This window comes from Reticulibacter mediterranei (genome assembly GCF_016587455.1).
The window spans coordinates 4,099,729-4,120,395 of the sequence record NZ_BNJK01000001.1; the positions used below are offsets into that span (position 1 = coordinate 4,099,729).

Sequence of the window (20,667 nt, forward strand, 5' to 3'; positions counted from 1 at the left end):
CAAAATAAAAGAAAAAGAACGGGAAAGAGATGCCTCTCTGTATCTGAGAGATACTTCTGGAGCTTTTCAGGGGAAGCAACTTTCCAGGTTCGCATCCGTTCTTCCACAGTTTATAACGCTTCTCCTTCTCGTTGCTGGTATGGTGCTTCTCTATTACTTCCTTCATTAAAAATGCTCATCTAATAAAATGCTCATTTTTTCTACAGCATTATAGTAAGCTACTTAAAGTCTCCAGGCAAAGAGCCTTACATGTTTAAGTTGAGTTTTAATGCGATAAAGTTTTTTATCAAATCTACTCATATCATCAGGCAGAAGTTTGATGTCGGACAGAAAAGCAATTTTCTCGACAACATCATCAATTGACATACTTTCTGTATTCAGGTGTGATTGAAAAACTTCATTTGACAGTCCTTCCAAACATCTATCTATCTGTTGTGCTCCCCAGGAATCAGCTCCATCCCCTCTGCTTTTTAGTCTTTTCAGTAAGGTTGCTTTTGAAGCCATCAATGCATAGTGTTTTACAATCACTCCATGATTTTGTAAAGAACCAATTATTTCATTAAAATATTTTGGGTTAACTATAGTCATTGGAATGATTAAGACTCCCTTGTACTTTTCCTCTATATACTTTATGAGTGAAAAGTTAAGCTCTCTCCACACCTCATAATCTTGAAAGTCTCCTTTATCTTTAATACTTGATGGGATATTCTTTGAAATAAAAAGTCCCAGGTTTTCTGGGTCATAAACGAACGAATTTTCAATTCTTCTATGCAGTTCAAATGCTGTTTGTGTCTTGCCTGCTCCAAAGGCTCCATTTATCCATATAATCATAAATTAATCTCCCTATCACGGTCAAGCAAAGGAAGGCGTCATTACGTTTCCACCTCACCCAACTGCCTGCGCCAGAACATTCAGCCAGACATGGTTGCCAGCGGTGTCCCGATACTGCTCAACTGGCACAAATCCAGCATGCGAGAGGGAAGTCGTGATGACGGTTTGCCGGTAGTGGACAAAAAGCCGCTGGACATGGGCAAACTCGCTTATCTCTGACTCCCACATTTCGTTCTCACCTTCCAGCAGACTCAGAAAAAGCATGCCAGCGGGGACCAGGACACGGTGCATCTGACCCAAAGCAACGGGAGCCAGGGCGTGTGGGACATGCAGCAAAGAAGAGCTACACCAGATCCCTTCAAAGGAAGCGTCAGGAAACGTGAGGTGGCACATATCCATGTGCCTGAGCTGGCCGCGTACCCGCTGACGCGCTTGAGCCAACATCCCAGACGAAAGATCGATCCCTGTGGTGCGAAAGCCCTGAGCCTCCATCCAAGCCATATCGCGACCAGAACCACAGCCGACATCGAGAATATGCGCGCCTTTCGCGAGATATCCCAGAAACCTCTCTCCCAGTTCGACGAGACGTTCTGGCATCGCTTGATGGCGCACGGCATACTCCTGGGCAATGAGATCATATGCCTCTTCTGCTTGGTAACGAACCATCCCTTGTCTCCTTCCATTGCAGTGCTGAGTGGAACATACGAGAGAAACCCGTGCAATGCTTGCCCTCTGTGAGGCAAGCTATCTGGAGTGCAACTCTTCTTGTCATCTTGTTGCGCATCCCGTGAGTGACAGAGATCTTCACAGCTGAGTTTACAGCGAGAAAAAACTATAGCACAAAGGAGTACCCATGCATGAAAAGTAACCTCTTACGACCATTTTTGCTTTCTCTGCTAGCGATAAAGGCAGTAGGCTTCGACTTACAAAGATGCACGAAAAAGCCCATCTATAGCACTCTTTCTCTTTGCTATAAATGGGCTTCTAAACTGGTTTTATGATGGGCGACAAGGGACTCGAACCCCTGACCTACTGCGTGTAAAGCAGCCGCTCTAACCAACTGAGCTAGTCGCCCTGATTTGTGTCTCGTCTCAAGAAAATGGGCATCCATTTTCTTCACTTTCTGGACGCCCTTATCTTTGACAATGCCCTCGAGTGGACTCGAACCACCACGCCTCTCGGCACAGGCCCTCAACCTGCTGCGTATACCATTCCGCCACGAGGGCAATTTTTGTGGGTTATCACGGAAGACATAATACATCTTTGCGTGAAATTTGTCAACGGTTTTCTTGCCGTGTTTTAAAATCTCCTCTATCTTCCGCCTGCTTGCTCCATCGCATAACGTCGCAGCAATCCTCCCCCTGTCCGTGCTGGTCCGGCACTCACCGATTCAAGCTGTGGTTGCGCGCTTCCATTGTCAGGCACAAGGCCCGGCAGCGATAAACCCGGGCGATACTGCGGCTGCCGAATCGCGATAGGCTCGTCAAATGAAAGCTGCGGTACGCCTCCTATGCTTTGCGGGCCTCCAGCGCTTCCTGTGAAAACTGGCTGTTCATCAAATGAGAGTTGCGGCACCCCATCTATGACTAAAACCGGCTCGGCAGCGAATGAAAATATATTGCCTCTGGCTGAAGTTGTTGCAAAGAGGCCATCAGCAGAGGAAATGGGTTCCTTGATGGGTTGCGCCTGCTGCGATTGTTCCCACCAGGGGAATGCGGGCGATGAGAGGGGTTCGGCAATCGGCGAGAATTCGTTGACATAGAGCGGAGGCAGTTCGATACCCGGCTCCAGCGCTTCCGTGACCTTCTCCACTTCCATAACCGTCGCCGTACGTCTCCTGACCCCTAACCCTGCCACCGCCAGTAGCAGAGCCACCATCAGTCCACCAATTACCAGCAACAACGAGTTTTGTGGCAAAGCATTGCCGGTCATCACAGGCGTTTGCGTTTGCGTGGCTGCTGTGGGCTGCTGTTCCGTTCTGGCTTGACGGCTGGTATCGGCCTCTGGATTGTGAGCGGCCTCAAATTGGAGCGCGATAGGAGCATGACCCAGAGTTGGCGTCGGTGTTGGCGGAGGTGCCTCTCCACGATAGCGCAACATGTTGTTGACGACTTTATTTGCCCATTCCAACGAAGTACTCGTTCCCACATAGGGATAGCAGATGGTATAGACGGAGGTCAGACCACGATTGACGTAGCGGCTGCGTAGGACCGTGAACCAATCGGCAGCAGCAGCGGCATACGAGGGATAGAAAATATAGCCGTTGGTTCCCTGAACAGCGCCGGGATTGCGGTTATTCAAGCCAACTCCGGCCTGTCCATCGTTCGTCTCCACCCACCAGACGGCCAGAGCAAAAGCATCATCGATATTGGCGGCACGAGCCGCCTGCTCCACCACTTTTCCGGTGCCAGCCATTGGACTACCGACGCTGGCAAAGATTTTATCGACAGTCTCCGCTGGCAGCGTTGGCGGTCCGACAATATTTCCACCATCTGCCCGACTGCTTTGCCCTTGAGCAATCTGCCAGGCCAGCGTTACGCCACCGCTCAGCAAAATGAGCAACGTACTGAGCAAGAGAGCTATATGCGAACGCGATGGTTTGCGTTGAACCGATTGTATCATCATAAATAATGACCTGCCTTCCAACGACGACTACCGGCGATTTTGATCTCAATTCATCAAAACACGTACTCAAAATGTTTCAAGGCAAAAGGGACCGGGAAAGAGTACGTGCGAAATTTAGTAATCAAGCAATCTTAAACGTCTTATTAGTTATACTACCCTGTGTTTCCAAATCATTTTGTCAGATAGAACCTGATGCATTGGCACCAGAAGAGATATTTCAAATAGATAGTTCTACCATTGTACCATGCCATGTGATTCTGAAGAGTGTGTTACGTTTTTAATAGGTAGTATGTCCCACAGGGGTATGCTATACTGAGAGGCGCATATCTTATCCTATACAGCAGTTGAGTGAAGATGGGGGTTCGCCATTAGTCAGCATAGCGGCCAGAATACGCAAACTGGACACCTGGAGCGCCGTACCTTGCTTCATCATAAACGTTATCTGATCCTGCGCACTATTGGCAGGGGTGGTATGGGTGCGGTCTATCAGGCGAAGGATCTGAAACGTCATGTTCTTTGTGCCATTAAGGAAATGAGCCTTTCAATGGTTCCCCCAGAGGAGCAGGCGCAGGCTATCCAGAATTTTAAGGATGAGGCAAAAATTCTCTGGGGGCTGAATCATCCCAATCTCCCCACCTTTTACGGTTTCTTTTCAGAAAATCAACGTCACTTCCTGGTGATGGAATTTATAGATGGGCGCACGCTGGAAGATTTGCTTGAGCAGAATCGCGGTCCTTTCTCCGAAAGGCGTGTGCTTGGTTGGGCGCGTCAGTTGTGCGACGTGCTGGAATATCTCCATAGTCAGAATCCACCCGTGATCTTTCGCGATATGAAGCCGGGCAATGCCATGCTCACCCGCGACGGACAGGTGAAACTGATCGATTTTGGCATTGCCCGGCTTTTTCGTCCCACTGGCTCGGTTGATACACAGTTGCTCGGTACTCCCGGCTTTGCGCCTCCCGAACAATACGGCAGCGCGCAGACCGACGAGCGTTCGGATATTTATTCGCTGGCGATGACGCTTTACCAGTTGCTTACCGATAAGCTGCCAGAGACCGGCTTTGGTCTGAAAGATGTCCGCGCCGACAATCCACGCATCTCGCTCGCCGTCGCCCGAGCATTGGAGAAGGCGGCTGAGATGGATGCCGATGACCGCTACGACGACATCGCCGAGTTTCGTCGGGCACTACTCGGTCCTGGCACCTTCTCCTTTGATAACGGCGACGTGGCAACCACTCCCGAAGAGCTGGCCGCCCTGTGTGCGCGCTATCCCGACGAGGCCTCCGATTATATCGCAAACGGCGAGATCGAGTCCTGGTTGTATGAGATTGGCGAAACGGAGCTTGCCCGCACCGCACGCTATATCCGCACCATGTCTGATGAGCCGATGCACGCGGTCGAGCGGTTCTTGCAGGCTATTCTTGGCAAAAATGCTTATCTGCGCCGGCCAAAGAGTCAAACCACTTCCACTGGAAACTCTCGTGGTGGGCGTGTGCAGCCAATGAAGACAGCGACGCACAAAGTTGCTGTTTCGCTACTGGTAGACCCACCCGTGTTGCAATTTGGCGAGGTCTATCAGGGCGTTTCTGGCCCCCTGACCATAACCATCTCTGGCTCTCATGGCAGGCGCGTCAAGGGCGCGATCCATACAACCGAACCCTGGATTTTGATCGACCAGCTTCAGTTCGACGATGCGACGACTGATATCAACGTTCAGATCAATAGCACCTCCTTACGTGCTGCGACTCATTATACCGGCAGCATTCTCATTGCTCCTGAGAACGAGGGGGCGAAGGAGCAGATCGTGACGGTTGAAGTGGATGTGCAGAACTATCCTGTGCAAAATGGCTGGCGACCCAGAGGTGGCAAGACGATTGGTGCAGATCTGGACGAAGAAGAATACGAGGAATATGATGAAGGTGACGAGCTTGTCATGGACAAGGTTGCCACCTTTTCATCGGACGGACAATCTCAGGTGTTGATTCGTCAGCAGCGGGCAAGCTCTATCAGCACACGAGCGAAGAAATATGAAGAGAAATATGGTCGTTCCACCGATACGGTCGGCGGTTGGAACCCGATCCAGATTTCCAGTCAGAGGCAGTTGTGGATACAGCATGTGCTGGCCTTTATCGCTGCAATGATGGTCGGGAGCCTCGGTTATACCCTGCTTAAAGCATTACCACCTCTCGCGCAGACTCCGTTGCTCTCGCCGAGTCCCTGGTTTATTGTTATCCTTGTGTTGCTGGTGCCCGCCACGACTTTTGGGGCGCTGCTCGTCAATCGTGACGGCCCCTGGAGCTTTCGCGATAAGATCAATCATGCCTGTACCGGGATGCTTAGCTCGCTGGCTGTGTTATCGCTGGCAGAATTCATCTGGCAACTCGTTGCCCACTCGAACTTCGCACCAGCTGAGTTAGTGTTGATGCTGGCGATAGCTTCGCTAGGAGCCTGCGTCGGCGCGTATTCTTACATCAGCGAGTACATTATCTTTGGGACAAGCTGGCTGCTTTCCCATCTGCGCTGGACTGTGGTGACGATAGCGGCTGTCGTTGGTGGCATCTTTGGGTTCCTTCTGACAACGAGCGTAGCTCTGGGCTGCTTTACGCCCTTCAGCATCGTGATTGGAGCCGGAGTTGCAATCGCTCTCGTGTTGCGTGTAGACTACCTGATGAAGATACAGTATTCATAGAAGAGGGTTGGTTGTGGAGGAATATCGTCCGAAACTTGTGGTTGTACTCGGCCCGACTGCCTCTGGCAAGAGTGGCCTCGGTATTGTGCTGGCACAGCGTTTTGGCGGAGAGATCATCTCAGCCGATTCCCGTCAGGTCTATTGTGGCCTCGACATTGGAACCGCAAAAGTGACTGCTCAAGAGCAGGCGTTGGTGCCGCATCACCTGTTAGATATCGTTGATCCACAGGAGACCTACACCGTTGCGCAATTTCAGCAGGATGCTATTGCAGCCATTGCTGGCATCATTGAGCGTGGACACGTCCCGCTGCTGGTTGGCGGCTCGCCACACTACATTCAGGCCGTCGTTGATAATCTTGTGATTCCCAGCGTTCCACCGCAACCGGAACTACGTACACGTCTGGAAGCGCAACCCCTTCCAGATCTGCTTGAGCAGCTTGAACAACTGGACCCGCAGAGCGCCACCTCGATTGATCGTCACAATCCGCGTCGCGTAATCCGCGCATTAGAGGTCTGTCTCATCACAGGCAAGCCGTTCTCCGAACTGCGCGGCAAGGCACAACCACTCTATCGCAGCTTGCTGCTAGGCGTGCAGTGGCCTCGTCCGCTGCTTTATCAACGCATTGACGCGCGCGTTGATGAACGGATGCGCCAGGGCATGGTACAGGAAGTGCGCGATCTGCTAGCACGTGGCATTACTCATGAGCGACTGGACGCCTTTGGCCTGGAATATCGCTTCATCAGTCGTTGGCTCCGAGGAGAGTTTGCCAGCGAGGAAGAGATGGTGCAGCGCTTGAAATACGCAATTCACGATTTCACGCGCCGCCAACTCACCTGGTTTCGTCGCGATACACGGATCACATGGATCGAGGGCGGCGCACAAATGGAAGAGATGGGTATACAAATAGTGAGCAATTTTTTATTAGAAGAGCATAAAGAGTAAGATTACTATCTGCTTTCGATGGGATGCCAGTATTGTGCATCCACGAAATTCTCCAGGAGAAGGCCGAACATGGCAGGGGCGATGGCTGGTCCTCGCCCGGCTGCTTAAATGAGATGAACAACCAGGAGCTTTGCACGATTATGGGAGATGCGAAACCAATTGCCAGGAGTGCGATCGTGGCGGAGGAACAGTGGGATGTGGCAGTTTCAAGGGCGCTTGCACAGGTACAGGGAACTCCTGTCGATGTTGCCTTGCTTTTTGCCAGTGGCGCATATGCAGGGCACTATCCTGCAATGCTACAAATGATACGCCATGCCACTGATGCATCTATTGTACTCGGCTGTTCAGGAGAAGGTGTGGTTGGTACGCGGACCGAACTGGAGCGGATACCGGCTCTATCGCTCATGACGCTTTCTCTCCCTGGTGCAACGCTGCATCCCGTCTATTTTACCGAAGAGATGATACAAAACTACAGAACGCCGCAGCAGTGGCGCGTGGCCCTCGATCTGCCGTTAGATGATGTGAACGCCTGGCTGGTCTTCGCCGATCCTTTTCGTCTCGATTGCGAGGGGTTGATCAACACGCTGTCTCTGGCCTATGCTGACCTGCCTCTGCTGGGTGGATTGGCTTCCAATGATATGGAGGAGCGGCGTACCTACGTCTTTTACAACGATGAGGTGTTTGATGAAGGCGCGGTCGGTCTGGCTATTGGTGGCGCTTATACACTGCACCCTCTGGTTTCGCAGGGGTGTGAGCCGATAGGTGAACCCTGGACGATTACTCATGTGCAGGATAACAGTATGATTGCCACCATTTCTAACCGTCCCGCTTATGAACTGCTGATTGAAACCATCACGCAATTGACTCCTGAACTCCAGGGCCGTGTGCAAAACAATCTGCTTGTTGGTCTGGCAGCTGATGAGTATCGCGACCATTTTGAGCGCGGTAGTTTCCTCATTCGTCAACTCATAGGTGTGGATCGCCATAATGGTGCGCTGGCTATTGGTGCATTTCCACGCGTTGGACAGACTATTCAATTTCAGATTCGCGATGCCACCACTGCTGACCGAGATTTGAAGGAGCTACTGGTCCAGATTGGCGCAAGAATTGGCGATCAGCAGCCTGTGGCCGGTATTCTCTGCACCTGCAATGGGCGCGGCGAAGGTATGTTTGGTGGGCCTGATCATGATGCAGGAGCGGTTGCGCAAACGTTTGGTTCCTTACCGCTGGCAGGCCTGTTTTGTAGCGGCGAGATTGGTCCGGTTGGCAAGCGCTCCTTCTTGCACGGTTTTACGGCATCTCTGGCTTTGTTGGTCAAATGCTAATGCATGTTTTGAGGGATGCGAGCGTCGTTGTATTATTTTGCAGCCAGAGATCTACTCCTGACTTTTTCTCTTTCCATTCAGGTAGATGATCGGTAATAATTTTACCGGGTCGCGGCGTCTCTCCAACGCGCCAGGTAAATTGGGCTATTGATCCGTTTGGCATTGAAAATGCTTTAAGAAATTGATGAAATTGTTGCATTTCTTCAGGGCTTATATTGTTTTCAATGTCTTGAGTATTGCCCTGTAGTACCCGGCGCGCGATGATCCATAGGACCGCACGAATAAACTGTTCATGACTAAAAATGGCAATAAAATCATTTTCATACGTAAAAATTTTTGTAAGTATTTGCTGTACACGCTGTATAAACAGTGAGAATGACTCGGCTCCTTCGCCATCAATGTGCAATGGGTTCAAGCATTGCCAGTATGCATGGGCCAGAGGACGACGTTCTTCTATAGTGGTATTTTGATATTGAGATGGAGAGAGATAGGTAAATTCCTGCACTTGCCACTTTTCATGTCTGCTTGCCGGGAAACGCTCTAGCGTCGGTTGTGCAGTCTCTTTAGTACGTATATATGGAGAGGTAACGATAATATCGGGCTGTGTAGTAAACGCTCGGGCGATGTATTCTGCCTGTTTCCATCCTCTTTTCGTTAATTTGACGCTCTCAGGACTTGTGGTTGGTAATCCTACATTGGCTTCGCTCTCTCCGTGTCTGATAAACCAGACGGTCGGCATACTCTCTTTTTCTCCTTTATACTGGATATAGTATTTACATTGTACCGATTGTGCTATGTCAATTGCTGACAGTTTTCTGACAATCATGTCGGCTGTCACTTTTTTTCTGCCCAATGCGTACCAATAAAAGTAACCAAAAGAATAACTACGTCAGGATTTATAGAAGGAGGGAGATTGTGACGACTTATCAGACTCCTATTGTTGCAGGGGTTTTTCAAAATCCAGAGCAGGCAAAGAACGCCTTTGATATGCTGCGTAACGCAGGTTTCAATGAAGATCAGGTGGGAGTTGCGCTGCCAGGATCGAGTAATGTGAAGGATGGCCTGGCCGAAGAATTTAAAAAGCTTGGGGTGTCCCAGGATCGCGCGCTCTACTATGAACGCGAATTTAATGCAGGACATATTGTGGTATCGGTGCGGCCTGATCAGCGCGAGCAAGAGGCAAAGACCATCTTGCACAACAATGGAGGGTATGATTACGGAGAAAACACCTCCTCACCTACACAAAGCGCCCAGCAACAACCGGGCAACCAACCCTCTACTCAAAATTATGGTCAGCAGGATTATCGTGCAAGCGATCAGTCATAAAGACACAAAAGCGTATTCTCACAAGACGGGATGATTGGCAAGTTATTTGTCAATCATCCCGTTTTTTATTGAGTACGAATGTATCTGGCAATCAGGAGGTGGAGAGGAAACGAACGGGCAGCAGGCGTAGCTTTGTCTCTCTTTTTCTCTACTGTACGTATACTTTATATTAGAGATGTCTGGCGCCGCTGATCTTTAAACTCCACTACTATCTTTCGGAGTGTCTTATGAGAGAGCAAATTTTGTTAGAACGTCCGCATATCTATATACCGGCAATTGCAATCATGCGGGCGACATTCAAGCACTCATGGAATAAGATACCAGTTGCCACTACAGCTGCTCCTGAGCATGTTTGTGGTGAGGCACGGCGCATCGGTTATTCAGGCAAAGATGAGAATGATCTTGCGCTCTATCGGCTTAAAATCCGGCCCGGGCGTGGCCTCCCCACTGTGACATTACCAGGCATTTACATTATTGAAAATGGCCTGTTTCAGGACTATGAAGACTGGAAACGGTCGCAGATGTAGCTTTTATATCGGCTGGTTAGGTATCTAATACTACCGGATTGGCCTGACGAAGATGTGCAGCGTCGGCGATGGCGTTGATCTCGACGATCCTGTTGTCTGTGATCGTGAGATTAAGCACAAGGAACAGCTCTCCTTGCCGGACCACTGCTATTCCTACTGTTCCGTTCACCAGCGCTGGTTGCGCTCCGCGCGCGCGCCCTGAGAACTGCTTAGCTACAGCCTCCGCACCACGTATTTCGCTCGACGAACCCGCAGCCGTGGCGACCTGATCTGCCCGGAAGACAACATCTGGATCAAGTACCGTCAGGAGCGCGTTGAAGTCTCCCCCGCGCGATGCTGCGAGGAAGGCGTCAACAACTTTTCGCTGGCGAGTAAAATCGGCGTCGGGCAGCGTCGAGGTTCCCCGTACACGGCGACGCGCACGGCTCGCGAGTTGTCTTGCCGTTGCGGGGGAGCGTCCCACAATCGGTGCGATCTCCTCAAATGGGACTGCAAATATATCATGTAGAACGAAGGCGAGACGCTCGGCGGGATTCAAGGTATCAAGTACCACAAGCAGAGCAAGGCCGACCGAGTCAGCCAGCAGCGCTTCATGTTCGGGATCGATCTCGTCCTCACCGCTTATGGGTTGATCCGTCTCGTATGTTCCCAGCGGTTCCTCTTGTCGTGAACTGCGCGAGCGTAACATATCGAGGCATATCCTCGCGACAATCGTTGTCAGCCAACCACCTATATTCTGAACGCTGCTCGTATCGGAGCGGCTGAAATGGAGCCATGATTCCTGTACTGCATCATCTGCCTCGTTCAGAGAACCCAGCATGCGATAGGCCACCGCCCGTAGATGGTTGCGATTGGCCTCAAATTGCTCTACCAACCATTCATGTTCGTTATTTTTGCTGCTCACCTTCTATTCCTTCCGTCGTTGTGTTTCTCATAATAGAGACGGACGAAATTTGATAGATGTGACAGGGAAATTGGTATTATGACGACCTGAAACAACTAAAAATTGACAGGGTTGCGGAGATTAAAGCATATGCAAGTCCCAAAGAGGTGATAAGCTCTGCTGTTTTAAAAACAGAACAGCCGGGCTTATTTGCGTTTTTGGCTTCTCTGGCCGCCTGAAGTAAGTATTGCGATTGTGTTAAATCTCGTTCACCTATCCGAAAGGAAAGTTTTACCGTCCCTTAACATATCTATAAAGCATAGTTAATTTAGCGATGATACCGTATGAATGCAATGATAATAGTGGATGCGTCAAGAGAGAAATATGCGCTCCACTGAGCCAACGCTTGTTCTATCTGTTCTATCTGTTAAATTTGCCTTTTGAGAAGGAGAATCTATGTTGAAACAATGGCGCGTCGCCTTTATTCTGGTGGCCATTGCTGCGCTCAGTATGATTATTTCCGCCTGTGGTGGCGATTCCGGTACAGCAGCCACCGCTACACCCACCACTGCGGCAGGCACCACCGCCACGACCGGCAGCGCATCGTCTGGTGGCTTCAATTGTGTCTCTGGCACGATCACAGCCAGCGGCTCAACCGCCCTCCAACCCTATGTCGACCAGGTTGCCAAGCAGTATCAGAGCAAATGCTCTGGCGCGAAAATCACTGTTCTGCCTGGCGGTAGTAAAAAGGGTCTGGCTGACGCCGAGGCTGGTACCTCTCAGATCGGCAACTCCGACGTTCCCGCCGCCAGCAATCAGGCCGATCTGGTCGATCACCAGGTCGCTATTGTAATCTTCGTGATGATCGCAAATCCTGATGCCGGGGTGAAAGATCTGAAGACCGCCGATATCCAGGGCATCTACGAAGGTAAAGTCACCAACTGGAAGCAAGTTGGCGGCGCTGACAAGCCCATCACCGTTGTCAGCCGTCCTGCGACCTCCGGTACCCGCGCGACCTTCAAAAAGTTCATGCTTGACAACAAAAACGAGTCGCCCGCTCAGGCCAACAATCTCACGTCTGATAGCACTGGTACTGTCGTACAGACGGTGGAGCAAACCAGCGGTGCTATTGGCTACGTGACGCTCGGTGGCGCGAAAGAGGCCGGCACCAAAGTCATCACTACCACGATTGATGGGAAAGAGGCGAGCGCCGACAACGTCAAGACCAACGACTACAAATTCTGGAATATTGAGCACATGTATACAAAAGGTCAGGCTGATGGCCTTACGAAAGCGTTCCTGGATTACATGTTGACTGAGGATGCCTTCACGATTGGCGATGGCCTCGCTTTCGTACGCGTCCCCAATGTTCCCGATGACATCCGCGCAACTCATAACAAGTAATATGTCTTATGGTCGTCCCTATCTCGCATAGGGACGACTTCTGACTGAAAGGAAGGAGGAGAGGCGTGCAGAGAGCGCAAATGATGCGTTTATCAGATCAGATCGCCCGGATTATCTTCCTCAGCTGTGCCGTATTGATTGTTGCCGTGATCGTCGGCGTCTTTTACTTTGTAGGATCACGTGCATTTCTCGTTTTTACTTCGCCCGGTGGGGCCTCGTTTAAAGATTTCTTTACAGGGACCACCTGGGACCCTGCCGCCAACCTCAACGATGAACCCTCCTATGGAGCCTGGGGACTGATTGTAGGATCGTTAATCATCACATTCTTCTCGGTTCTGATCGCCACGCCGCTCTCTTTCGGCATGGCCCTGTTCATGACGGAGGTCACACCGCGCTGGCTGTCGCGCATCCTTCAGCCACTTCTAGAAATCTTTACCGGGATGCCCTCGGTCGTTCTCGGCTTTCTGGGCCTGATCGTCCTGGCTCCATTTCTGGGCAAATTAACCTCTACACTCGGCTATGGCTATGCAGCCGCAATCCTTGTCCTGGTCATCATGATCCTGCCCACGATCACCAGCATCTCTATCGATGCCATACGCGCCGTACCGAACAGTGTGCGTGAGGCGAGCCTGGCGCTCGGTTCAACTAAATGGCAGATGATGAGCAAGGCGGTGATCCCGGCAGCTGCGAGCAGCCTGGCAACAGCCGTAGTGCTCGGAATGGCCCGCGCGATTGGTGAGACGCTGGCCGTCGCGATGGTCCTCGGTGGTCATGCCGCACCCGAAAAAATCTTTAGCTTGCAAGCGTTCTTTACTCCCACCACTAATATCACGAAAGCCATCCTTGAAGACTTTGGCGAAACTTCCGGCGTCGCTCAGGATGCCTACTGGACCCTGGCGTTCCTGCTGCTGGTCATTTCGTTTCTCTTCATTTGTATTAGCCGCTATCTGGCGAGTAGGAGTGTGTACAAATGAGTGCGCGTGGCGTGGAACAGATTGCCGAACAGTCTGTCGGTCAAAAAAGCTCGCTGGACGAACTGCTGCGTATCGTGCAGCGCCTGCATAGAGGCAACAGGATCGCACTGGGCATTCTCTGGGTGGTAGCGCTCTTTGTCGCACTGGTCTTTGCCGCGATCATCGTGCTACTGCTTGTGCAGGGGTTCACCGCTCTGATCGATCCGTCGTTTTACGCAGCCAGTGATCTCGGCATCGGGCGTCAGTTGTTCAATACGTTCTATGTGCTGATCCTGACCGAGATTATCCTGTTTCCCCTGGCTCTGGCGGCCGCTATCTACATGGTTGAGTACGCTCCCCAGGGGCCGTTTGTGACGACCATTCGCTTCGCAGCTGAGACGCTGGCGGGCGTTCCCTCGATTGTATTGGGCCTGTTTGGTGTCGTCCTCTTTGGCTCGATCTTCGGGTTTCATATTAGCCGCCTGACTGGTGCGCTGGCTCTGCTCTGCTTGAATATGCCCCTCTCGCTGCGTCTGTTTGAGGATGCATTGCTGGCGGTGCCGCGCGAACTGCGTGAAGGTAGCCTGGCGCTAGGCTCAACCAAATGGCGTATGATCCGCACCGTTGTACTCCCTTCGGCCCTGCCCGGTCTGATTACCGGCCTGATCCTTTCCGCTGGCAAGATCGTGGGCGAGACGGCCGCTCTGGTCTTTACAATGGGTGTCTCGAACCCCGCCAACGTCTTTACGCTGGACCCGTTGCTGTCGAGTGATACGTTGACGATCCATCTCTGGTATGTGAAGACGCAGGGAGCTGGCTCGATTCCAGGGCTGACCACTAGCCTTGCAACCGAAGTGTCTGCTGGTTCAGCGGCACTCCTGATAATCATCCTGTTCGTAATTAATATTCTTGCACGAGGCCTGGGACGGGCTATTCAGCGCCGCATCATGGCCGCTTAATACTCCCTTTCCGACCAATTGACACGCAGCGTAAATGCGTGGTTTCGTTCTCGGTCGGCATGAGAGTCTGATTGTTCAACCATTTCGTTCTGGCGACCACGTCAAAGAAGGGGTCGCCGCAGAGAATTGAGGGCAAAGCGAACCTATGAATGCATCAGCAGAATCTCCCATCAGCGGAAATGGAGTGCTTCCAGAAGGTGCCAGCATTCTCTCCCGCAAGGTTGCACGCAGCGGCCACATCTCGTATGAGGGACGCCCCTACTTTATCAGTAAGGCGCTGGCTGGTCGTTACATCCGCCTTGTGGTATTAGATGGTCGCCTGATTGTCGATGCGTCGATCCCTTTGCATAAAGAATATACCCTGAGTTAAACGTAGTGAGTGAGCAGTAGTCAAGGAGATATACTTTATGGGAAAGGATGCTCAACGCGTCAGCCAATCTGAGTCCAACATTAGTGTACATTCACTATCAGAGAAGACAATGCAAGAGAAGAGTACAGAGAAGGTGAATAGCTCTGCACCGGACACCTCAGAGGTTGCAGAGGCTACTGCACATATGGGGTCGTTTGATCCGCGCAAGACGCTCAATCCGAATGCCGATGTGAAGATCGATGTGACCAATACCAATTTCTTCTATGGCAAGAAGCAGGCATTGTTTGATGTCTCTTTGCCTCTGCGCACTCGCCAGGTCACAGCACTCATTGGCCCATCTGGTTGCGGTAAATCGACCTTTTTGCGCACGCTCAACCGCATGAACGATCTGATCCCGAATACGCGTGTCGAGGGGCAGGCATTGTTCGATGGGGAGAATATCTATGCGAAGAATGTCGATGTGGTTCTGCTCCGTCAGCGCATCGGCATGGTGTTTCAGCGCCCGAATCCGTTTCCAAAGTCGATCTTTGAGAACGTGGCCTATGGCTTGCGCATCCAGGGCAAATCGCAGAGCTATATTAAGGATCTGGTCGAGAAGAGCCTGCGTGGGGCCGCTATCTGGAACGAGGTGAAGGATCGTCTCAATGCCTCCGCGCTTGGCCTCTCTGGTGGTCAGCAGCAGCGTTTGTGCATTGCACGCGCCCTGGCGGTTCAGCCGGAAGTCTTGTTGATGGACGAACCCTGCTCCGCGCTCGACCCGATTGCAACCTTGAAGATTGAGGAGCTGATCACAGAGCTGGTTAAAGACTATACCATCGTTATCGTCACGCATAATATGCAGCAGGCGGCGCGCGTCTCTCACTTTACAGGATTTTTCCTGAGTGGTAAATTAGTAGAGGTCGCTCCAACAACCGATCTCTTTGAGCACCCCAGACAAAAAGAAACTGAAGATTATATCAGTGGACGTTTCGGCTAGTCGTATTCACATCAAAAGCGGCAAGATATTTCGTAGTTTCCCGATTTATCGGGAGGGGCTTGGGGAAAGTGGCAACCCCTCCCGATAAATCGGGAAACTACGAAATATCTTGCCAGGTTCGTAGAAAATCTTTAATTGGGAGGCTTCTCTGTGGCTCAGAAAATTCTGGTGGTGGATGACGAGGCAGTCCTCGTTGAAACCATTGCCTACAATCTGGAGCAATCTGGATATCAGGTAGTCACTGTTGCTGATGGCAGCAGTGCTTTAGAGGCGGCTCACAGTGAGACTCCTGATCTGATTATCCTCGATATTATGTTGCCTGGCATCGATGGGCTGGAGGTCTGCCGCCAGCTTCGGCGCGAACAGCAGACGGCCACCACGCCCATCATTATGCTTACGGCCAAAGGTGACGAGATCGATAAGGTGGTCGGGCTGGAGGTCGGCGCGGACGATTATGTGACCAAGCCGTTTGGTCGGCGCGAGTTGCTAGCACGGGTGCGCGCCCTCTTGCGTCGTGCCGTTTTGCCCTCCGCACAATCCGTGCGCGTAGAAGATGAGGAAAAGAACGGGAGCGGGAAAAAAGCCCAACCGGCTGATACGCGTTCTCAGCGCTTGCTGGTGGCCGGTCCTCTCTCTATCGATCTGGCGGGCCGCCGCATCAATTGTCGCGGTCAGGATATGGAACTACAGCCCAAGCAATTTGAGTTGCTGACTTATCTGGTGCGCAATCGCGGCACGGTCCTCACCCGCGATCAGTTGCTCCATAACGTCTGGGGCTACGATTACGCTGGTGATACTCGTACAGTCGATGTGCATGTACGCTGGCTGCGTGAAAAGCTGGAAGAAGATCCAGCTAATCCCAAATTGATTCAAACCGTACGCGGCGTCGGCTACGTTTTCCGCTGGGACAAAGCATCATAAGAAGAGCGAGGGAAGAATTTTTCTCTCGCCCTTTGATCAGCATCTATTCTGATGGGCTTTTATCTATCAATTTGCGTAAGAATGGCGGGATTTCGAGATCTATCCCCAATGATATCTGTATCTCTTTCTCGTTAATACTCATAGACGCATTGGGCAGGACTATCTTTTTTACGCTTTCTTCGAGAGATTTGATAACCTTGGAGCGAGCAGGCCAGAGCAAACCTTTCACTTCAGGATCTTGGAGAACTATCTGGTCACTTTCCACACAGGGACGAAATTTAATCGTTGATGCCAACGCTTTCACAACGAGCCAATCATCTTCAACATGTAAACGTATCTGGCCTACAGGCCGGTCAACATGGATGTTGATCTCGTCTAAGACAGAGGCTGGAATGGTTATGTTTATATGCAAATCTATCTCCTTATCAAGAGAAAATCTCCGCTATATAGGCTCATAGTTGCTACTTCTAACACGTTATATCCGGTTGCCAGGTTTACGCTTAAAATGTAAATTTTGAGAAGAAGTTGTTGATTTTTTTATCCATTATGCCGGTATCTCTCGATTCACACGCCCCAGGCATGTCCAGGAGCATAGTTCTAAAGGTCAAACCCTGAAGCTTGCAAGAGAATACAAAAGCTTTGATTAATTCCACTATTTCACATACTTATTTTTGAAACCCCCTGCTCTTTGTCCTCGTGTATTATTGACAGATAGAGGAATTTTTAATCGCCAGGGATGACATTGAAGAGAGCGTATTGTCACAATACGCAACAGAAAGAGGTAGTGTGATGAACATTGATCTTGGAGTATTGAATCCGGTGTTAAACCAGATTCAGTTTCCCATTAGCAAAGACAACCTCATTAAGTCTGTAGAGCAACAAAAGGGAGTCAGTAGTCAAGTAGTGGACGTGCTCCAACAACGCCTCCCAGATAAAACATTTAATTCTCTACAGGATATTCAAAAAGAGCTTGGTGGGCTGGGGGGAAATCTCGGCAACATCAAATTGCCGTGAAAGCATGTAGGACAGAGTTCAAAGTTACAGGTTACGTCGTAAATAAGTTGCCATTGAGGAAATTCTACTGGCCCAGACAAGCTAAATCTTGATGGCAAGCTAATTATAACTTGCCTATCTCAGGAATCAGCTGCCGAGCATTGCTATACTTCCATAAATGTAGTTGTATGGCTGAATTGCATTGTTCTACTGGAACAGCAATTCAGCCATACAGTTTTATAATAAGATCTTAAAGCTTTCATCACATGAAAGCTTTAAAGGCGAAATGCATCTTTTAGGGAATCCTTCCCCCAGTTTTGCCACTCTATCGAAGTGGGTGGCTAGCTAGCCTCCGAAGAATTTTCGGAGTTGAGATTCGATGACAGAATCAAGGACAACAATAGGCTTTTTGGTAATGGTCACGTGTACTGTGTTATCACTTACTTCATAGTGACCTTCGATCCCCTTGCCTGAAAAATTGCCGCTGTTTGTATCACCTGTCAGTGTTGCTCCACTTTCCTTGGCGGCGTTTTTTGCCCGTTGGAGAATGGAGGCTGTATCACCCGAAAACGGAATGTCAAAAGTCTTTGTCATTGCTATTTCCTCTTCTAATAGAAAGGAGTATCCTTCTAAAAAACTACGAGTTACTATCCCTTCAATATCGGATCCCCTACCCTTCATCTATCTCTGGCTGTGCTTTAGAAGAAATAAATGGGTCATGCTCCCACCAATCAATGCCAAGTGCTTTTGCCTTATCCACTGAGGCTACCAGCAGTCGTATTTTGATAGTTAAAAGCTCAACATCTACCAGATTAATTCTGATATCTCCAACTATCACCACTCCTTTATCAAGAATACGCTCTAGAAGATCAGCTAAATTTGTTGTTTGTAAACGGCTAACTTGCTCTGGCATAAATAACCTCTTCTTACACATTCTTGTTTGCTAAACTCTGAAACCTTATATGGGTGAGCTGCTGAAAGCAATTAAACAAGTTCTCCTAAAGGGCCTAAATCTAGATTCAAATCCTCGTCTTTTAGGTCGAAATTTGCTTTCAATTGATTCATCTTCTCATCCAAAAGTAAAAAGGTATTTCCTACAGCTTCTATTTCTCTGTCATTTAATTGATTAGCCTCTATTCTCCGAATTGCTTGTTTCTCCATAAGTTTGCGAATTAGATCAACTAGCGTTAATACAAGCTTGACCAATCCTTTTTCTACATTTTCGTGGTCGATGTCTGTTTTTGGTTGAGATAACTTGTTTAACTCATCGCCGATAGCGGATGATAACGTTCCGTCTACAGTTGTTCCATCGCTATTGCTACTCGCGCTAATTTCTTTGGCTAAAGGTGTTGAGACGAGATCATTGCTTTTCTCTTCAAGTCGTAGCAAATGGATAGACTCTTCCCGAGGAGGAATGGGCAGGGGAATTATCTCTGCTTCTCTTCGGCCACTTCTGTTTGCTGCATGCTCGACTGTTTTCACAGAGGAGAGTAGCAAACCCAGATTTAGATAAACGAGCTCAACATCTGCTACCGACAACAGTATCTCTCCCTTTACCATCACACCTCTATCTATAAGCCTATCCAAAAGCTCTAAAAGAGTAACACGTTGATTTCTGGCTATCTGCTCACTGGTTTGGCTTGGCTGATTACTCATAATACAAGTTCCTTACGTAAAATTGTACGGGGGCCAGGGACCGGAAAATTCAAGGTCTAAGCTCATAAATTCATATTTTTCCATCAAACTTTTTCCTTGTTGATGAAGATGAGCAACCTTTGTCCTCTCGACCAGGTAAGCTGCATTGAGGATCATCTCTTTCTTTTTCCCGGTCATTTTTTGCGGTAAGATGTTGTTCAGATGGGCCTCAGAGGCTTCCCTTCCTAGCTCTTGAAAAATCTCCTCTGTGACCTGGGCAAGCAGAGTAGCTATATGGTCCCTTACCTCTTCTTCCATTTTTTTGCCTAATAAATAGGCTGCTCCCCTTGACAATTTTTCTCGTCTGGCTTTCAGATCACTAAATTTAGATTCAGTGTCTACAACGTATTTATTCAATGCTTGTATATCAATATATGCCTTTAGTCCCCATTCTACTTTCCCGGCAAATCTAGCCAGGAGACTTTTAAATTCCTCACCACGATCCTGCACCATCTTTAAGACAGCTTTTTCATCTTTTAAAACTGTCCCAAACTTCAAGGGAACAACCGTAGTATCATCGTGCATCAGAGCCTCAATTACGGTCTCATGAGCTTGCAGTACCTCTCCACTCTCATTTTGAATATTTTCTGTATTTTTTGTCAGTTCAGAAATCAAGTTCTTTACCTGATTTTGAAATTGATCAATAGCGATCTCACTCACTATCACGCAGATATCATTTTCCCCCACAGAATAGACGTTGCTTTTCTTATCAACACCGACGATTTCAAGCTGTTGAGGACTTTTGCCTACGATCGCGTAGGCATAGAGTCCACGTCCAGGAATCATAGTTTGAACCTTTCTATTCTTCCTCTCTGTCCCCGTTCTTTTTTACCTGCTTATAGGAAGAAACTTCAAGATCCGCGGTCAGCTTGACAATGTAACGCTTTTTTTCGAACACCTGATATTGTGGTAAGGAAAGATTTCTTTCTAGCACTTCGGCCTCGGCTGTCCAGATGCCATTCGCATTATCAATGCCGATAACTCTTATTTCTTCTCTGACTTCTTTTGCACCAAGAGCCTCCTTCAAGAATTGTTTCACTTTTTCTCTGACTGCATTCATCATCCTTTTTATCTTCTCCATGATTTATCAACTCTTAGGGCGAAAGAATTGCCATTTATCTCAACATTAAATCGATCTATTCATGATAGTATAGCAAAAAATTATCATAAATGAAAGGGTATGTGATCCAGATTTAGTTGCATATATTGCCTCATTTGCCGATCGAGAAGATCGCGTTATAATAAGT

The 20,667-nt window shown here is 49.4% G+C and carries 23 protein-coding genes, 2 tRNA genes and 1 pseudogene; 12 read left to right on the top strand and 14 right to left on the bottom strand.

What is annotated here, in order from left to right:
* Window positions 1-222: 222 nt before the first annotated feature.
* From K3T83_RS17655 to K3T83_RS17680, 6 genes are all read right to left on the bottom strand, one after another.
* The gene (locus tag K3T83_RS17655; protein WP_220204274.1) at window positions 223-831 is read right to left on the bottom strand and encodes an AAA family ATPase; all 609 of its coding nucleotides are present in this window, start codon (window positions 829-831) and stop codon (window positions 223-225) included.
* A 54-nt stretch (window positions 832-885) separates the two neighbouring features.
* The gene (locus K3T83_RS17660; RefSeq protein WP_220204275.1) at window positions 886-1,497 is read right to left on the bottom strand and encodes a class I SAM-dependent methyltransferase; all 612 of its coding nucleotides are present in this window, start codon (window positions 1,495-1,497) and stop codon (window positions 886-888) included.
* A 335-nt stretch (window positions 1,498-1,832) separates the two neighbouring features.
* Window positions 1,833-1,906: transfer RNA gene (locus K3T83_RS17665), tRNA-Val, on the bottom strand.
* A 71-nt stretch (window positions 1,907-1,977) separates the two neighbouring features.
* Window positions 1,978-2,057 (bottom strand) — tRNA-Leu (locus K3T83_RS17670).
* Window positions 2,058-2,142: 85 nt separating this feature from the next.
* Window positions 2,143-3,456 carry a hypothetical protein gene (locus K3T83_RS17675; protein WP_220204276.1) on the bottom strand — a complete coding sequence of 438 codons (1,314 nt, stop codon included), beginning with the start codon at window positions 3,454-3,456 and terminating at the stop codon, window positions 2,143-2,145.
* A 328-nt stretch (window positions 3,457-3,784) separates the two neighbouring features.
* Complete coding sequence (locus K3T83_RS17680) at window positions 3,785-3,967, bottom strand: hypothetical protein (protein ID WP_220208378.1); 183 nt, start codon at window positions 3,965-3,967, stop codon at window positions 3,785-3,787.
* Here K3T83_RS17680 and K3T83_RS17685 point away from each other — a divergent pair.
* Genes K3T83_RS17685 through K3T83_RS17695 form a run of 3 tightly spaced genes read left to right on the top strand, consistent with a single transcriptional unit; the run spans window position 3,929 to window position 8,413 of the window.
* Window positions 3,929-6,145 (top strand): serine/threonine protein kinase, encoded by a 2,217-nt coding sequence (locus K3T83_RS17685; protein WP_236065123.1) that lies wholly within the window; start codon window positions 3,929-3,931, stop codon window positions 6,143-6,145. The genes K3T83_RS17680 and K3T83_RS17685 overlap by 39 nt on opposite strands.
* Before the next feature lie 13 nt (window positions 6,146-6,158).
* Complete coding sequence (gene miaA, locus K3T83_RS17690) at window positions 6,159-7,088, top strand: tRNA (adenosine(37)-N6)-dimethylallyltransferase MiaA (protein WP_220204278.1); 930 nt, start codon at window positions 6,159-6,161, stop codon at window positions 7,086-7,088.
* 32 nt (window positions 7,089-7,120) lie between these two features.
* On the top strand, window positions 7,121-8,413 hold the full coding sequence (locus K3T83_RS17695) for an FIST signal transduction protein (RefSeq protein ID WP_220204279.1): 1,293 nt from the start codon (window positions 7,121-7,123) through the stop codon (window positions 8,411-8,413).
* Here K3T83_RS17695 and K3T83_RS17700 read toward each other — a convergent pair.
* The gene (locus K3T83_RS17700) at window positions 8,403-9,152 is read right to left on the bottom strand and encodes a histidine phosphatase family protein (RefSeq protein WP_220204280.1); all 750 of its coding nucleotides are present in this window, start codon (window positions 9,150-9,152) and stop codon (window positions 8,403-8,405) included. The genes K3T83_RS17695 and K3T83_RS17700 overlap by 11 nt on opposite strands.
* A gap of 176 nt (window positions 9,153-9,328) precedes the next feature.
* Here K3T83_RS17700 and K3T83_RS17705 point away from each other — a divergent pair, with 176 nt between their 5' ends.
* On the top strand, window positions 9,329-9,739 hold the full coding sequence (locus K3T83_RS17705) for a general stress protein (protein ID WP_220204281.1): 411 nt from the start codon (window positions 9,329-9,331) through the stop codon (window positions 9,737-9,739).
* Window positions 9,740-9,966: 227 nt separating this feature from the next.
* On the top strand, window positions 9,967-10,266 hold the full coding sequence (locus K3T83_RS17710; protein WP_220204282.1) for a hypothetical protein: 300 nt from the start codon (window positions 9,967-9,969) through the stop codon (window positions 10,264-10,266).
* A 16-nt stretch (window positions 10,267-10,282) separates the two neighbouring features.
* Here K3T83_RS17710 and K3T83_RS17715 read toward each other — a convergent pair whose 3' ends face one another.
* Window positions 10,283-11,170, bottom strand: a complete 888-nt coding sequence (locus tag K3T83_RS17715; protein ID WP_220204283.1) for a sigma-70 family RNA polymerase sigma factor — start codon at window positions 11,168-11,170, stop codon at window positions 10,283-10,285.
* A 435-nt stretch (window positions 11,171-11,605) separates the two neighbouring features.
* Between K3T83_RS17715 and K3T83_RS17720 the strand changes: the two genes are divergently transcribed.
* From K3T83_RS17720 to K3T83_RS17745, 6 genes are all read left to right on the top strand, one after another.
* Complete coding sequence (locus K3T83_RS17720) at window positions 11,606-12,553, top strand: phosphate ABC transporter substrate-binding protein (RefSeq protein WP_220204284.1); 948 nt, start codon at window positions 11,606-11,608, stop codon at window positions 12,551-12,553.
* Between the two features lie 65 nt (window positions 12,554-12,618).
* The gene (gene pstC, locus K3T83_RS17725) at window positions 12,619-13,527 is read left to right on the top strand and encodes a phosphate ABC transporter permease subunit PstC (protein ID WP_220204285.1); all 909 of its coding nucleotides are present in this window, start codon (window positions 12,619-12,621) and stop codon (window positions 13,525-13,527) included.
* A complete protein-coding gene (pstA, locus tag K3T83_RS17730) occupies window positions 13,524-14,465 on the top strand; it encodes a phosphate ABC transporter permease PstA (RefSeq protein ID WP_220204286.1) in 942 nt (313 codons plus the stop codon). The genes pstC and pstA overlap by 4 nt, the downstream gene beginning before the upstream one ends.
* Before the next feature lie 145 nt (window positions 14,466-14,610).
* Complete coding sequence (locus K3T83_RS17735) at window positions 14,611-14,835, top strand: hypothetical protein (RefSeq protein ID WP_220204287.1); 225 nt, start codon at window positions 14,611-14,613, stop codon at window positions 14,833-14,835.
* Window positions 14,836-15,019: 184 nt separating this feature from the next.
* Window positions 15,020-15,811: a phosphate ABC transporter ATP-binding protein PstB gene (gene pstB, locus K3T83_RS17740; RefSeq protein ID WP_220208252.1), complete on the top strand. Its 792-nt coding sequence runs from the start codon at window positions 15,020-15,022 to the stop codon at window positions 15,809-15,811.
* Between the two features lie 150 nt (window positions 15,812-15,961).
* The gene (locus tag K3T83_RS17745) at window positions 15,962-16,732 is read left to right on the top strand and encodes a response regulator (protein WP_220204288.1); all 771 of its coding nucleotides are present in this window, start codon (window positions 15,962-15,964) and stop codon (window positions 16,730-16,732) included.
* Window positions 16,733-16,775: 43 nt separating this feature from the next.
* On the opposite strand, the gene K3T83_RS17750 is transcribed toward K3T83_RS17745, so the two are convergent.
* Window positions 16,776-17,144, bottom strand: a complete 369-nt coding sequence (locus K3T83_RS17750; RefSeq protein WP_220204289.1) for a hypothetical protein — start codon at window positions 17,142-17,144, stop codon at window positions 16,776-16,778.
* A 377-nt stretch (window positions 17,145-17,521) separates the two neighbouring features.
* Here K3T83_RS17750 and K3T83_RS17755 point away from each other — a divergent pair, with 377 nt between their 5' ends.
* Window positions 17,522-17,746 (top strand): DUF2795 domain-containing protein, encoded by a 225-nt coding sequence (locus K3T83_RS17755; RefSeq protein WP_220204290.1) that lies wholly within the window; start codon window positions 17,522-17,524, stop codon window positions 17,744-17,746.
* A gap of 324 nt (window positions 17,747-18,070) precedes the next feature.
* Here K3T83_RS17755 and K3T83_RS17760 read toward each other — a convergent pair whose 3' ends face one another.
* The 5 genes and pseudogenes from K3T83_RS17760 to K3T83_RS17780 form a co-directional block, all read right to left on the bottom strand.
* Window positions 18,071-18,319, bottom strand: a complete 249-nt coding sequence (locus tag K3T83_RS17760; RefSeq protein WP_220204291.1) for a hypothetical protein — start codon at window positions 18,317-18,319, stop codon at window positions 18,071-18,073.
* 94 nt (window positions 18,320-18,413) lie between these two features.
* Window positions 18,414-18,659 (bottom strand): annotated as a pseudogene (locus tag K3T83_RS17765) (gas vesicle protein); the annotation flags it as partial.
* Window positions 18,660-18,709: 50 nt separating this feature from the next.
* The gene (gvpJ, locus tag K3T83_RS17770) at window positions 18,710-19,381 is read right to left on the bottom strand and encodes a gas vesicle protein GvpJ (protein WP_220204293.1); all 672 of its coding nucleotides are present in this window, start codon (window positions 19,379-19,381) and stop codon (window positions 18,710-18,712) included.
* Between the two features lie 12 nt (window positions 19,382-19,393).
* Window positions 19,394-20,206 (bottom strand): GvpL/GvpF family gas vesicle protein, encoded by an 813-nt coding sequence (locus tag K3T83_RS17775; protein ID WP_220204294.1) that lies wholly within the window; start codon window positions 20,204-20,206, stop codon window positions 19,394-19,396.
* Between the two features lie 13 nt (window positions 20,207-20,219).
* Window positions 20,220-20,483, bottom strand: a complete 264-nt coding sequence (locus K3T83_RS17780; protein ID WP_220204295.1) for a hypothetical protein — start codon at window positions 20,481-20,483, stop codon at window positions 20,220-20,222.
* Window positions 20,484-20,667 lie beyond the last annotated feature (184 nt).

What these genes read in the sequence shown, in the direction of transcription:
- K3T83_RS17655 (WP_220204274.1), bottom strand. Translation starts at nt 831, where the DNA reads ATGATTATATGGATAAATGGAGCCTTTGGAGCAGGCAAGACACAAACA.
- K3T83_RS17660 (WP_220204275.1), bottom strand. Translation starts at nt 1,497, where the DNA reads ATGGTTCGTTACCAAGCAGAAGAGGCATATGATCTCATTGCCCAGGAG.
- K3T83_RS17675 (WP_220204276.1), bottom strand. Translation starts at nt 3,456, where the DNA reads ATGATGATACAATCGGTTCAACGCAAACCATCGCGTTCGCATATAGCT.
- K3T83_RS17685 (WP_236065123.1), top strand. Translation starts at nt 3,929, where the DNA reads ATGGGTGCGGTCTATCAGGCGAAGGATCTGAAACGTCATGTTCTTTGT.
- K3T83_RS17680 (WP_220208378.1), bottom strand. Translation starts at nt 3,967, where the DNA reads ATGACGTTTCAGATCCTTCGCCTGATAGACCGCACCCATACCACCCCT.
- K3T83_RS17700 (WP_220204280.1), bottom strand. Translation starts at nt 9,152, where the DNA reads ATGCCGACCGTCTGGTTTATCAGACACGGAGAGAGCGAAGCCAATGTA.
- K3T83_RS17710 (WP_220204282.1), top strand. Translation starts at nt 9,967, where the DNA reads ATGAGAGAGCAAATTTTGTTAGAACGTCCGCATATCTATATACCGGCA.
- K3T83_RS17720 (WP_220204284.1), top strand. Translation starts at nt 11,606, where the DNA reads ATGTTGAAACAATGGCGCGTCGCCTTTATTCTGGTGGCCATTGCTGCG.
- pstA (WP_220204286.1), top strand. Translation starts at nt 13,524, where the DNA reads ATGAGTGCGCGTGGCGTGGAACAGATTGCCGAACAGTCTGTCGGTCAA.
- K3T83_RS17735 (WP_220204287.1), top strand. Translation starts at nt 14,611, where the DNA reads ATGAATGCATCAGCAGAATCTCCCATCAGCGGAAATGGAGTGCTTCCA.
- pstB (WP_220208252.1), top strand. Translation starts at nt 15,020, where the DNA reads ATGGGGTCGTTTGATCCGCGCAAGACGCTCAATCCGAATGCCGATGTG.
- K3T83_RS17755 (WP_220204290.1), top strand. Translation starts at nt 17,522, where the DNA reads ATGAACATTGATCTTGGAGTATTGAATCCGGTGTTAAACCAGATTCAG.
- K3T83_RS17760 (WP_220204291.1), bottom strand. Translation starts at nt 18,319, where the DNA reads ATGACAAAGACTTTTGACATTCCGTTTTCGGGTGATACAGCCTCCATT.
- gvpJ (WP_220204293.1), bottom strand. Translation starts at nt 19,381, where the DNA reads ATGAGTAATCAGCCAAGCCAAACCAGTGAGCAGATAGCCAGAAATCAA.
- K3T83_RS17775 (WP_220204294.1), bottom strand. Translation starts at nt 20,206, where the DNA reads ATGATTCCTGGACGTGGACTCTATGCCTACGCGATCGTAGGCAAAAGT.
- K3T83_RS17780 (WP_220204295.1), bottom strand. Translation starts at nt 20,483, where the DNA reads ATGATGAATGCAGTCAGAGAAAAAGTGAAACAATTCTTGAAGGAGGCT.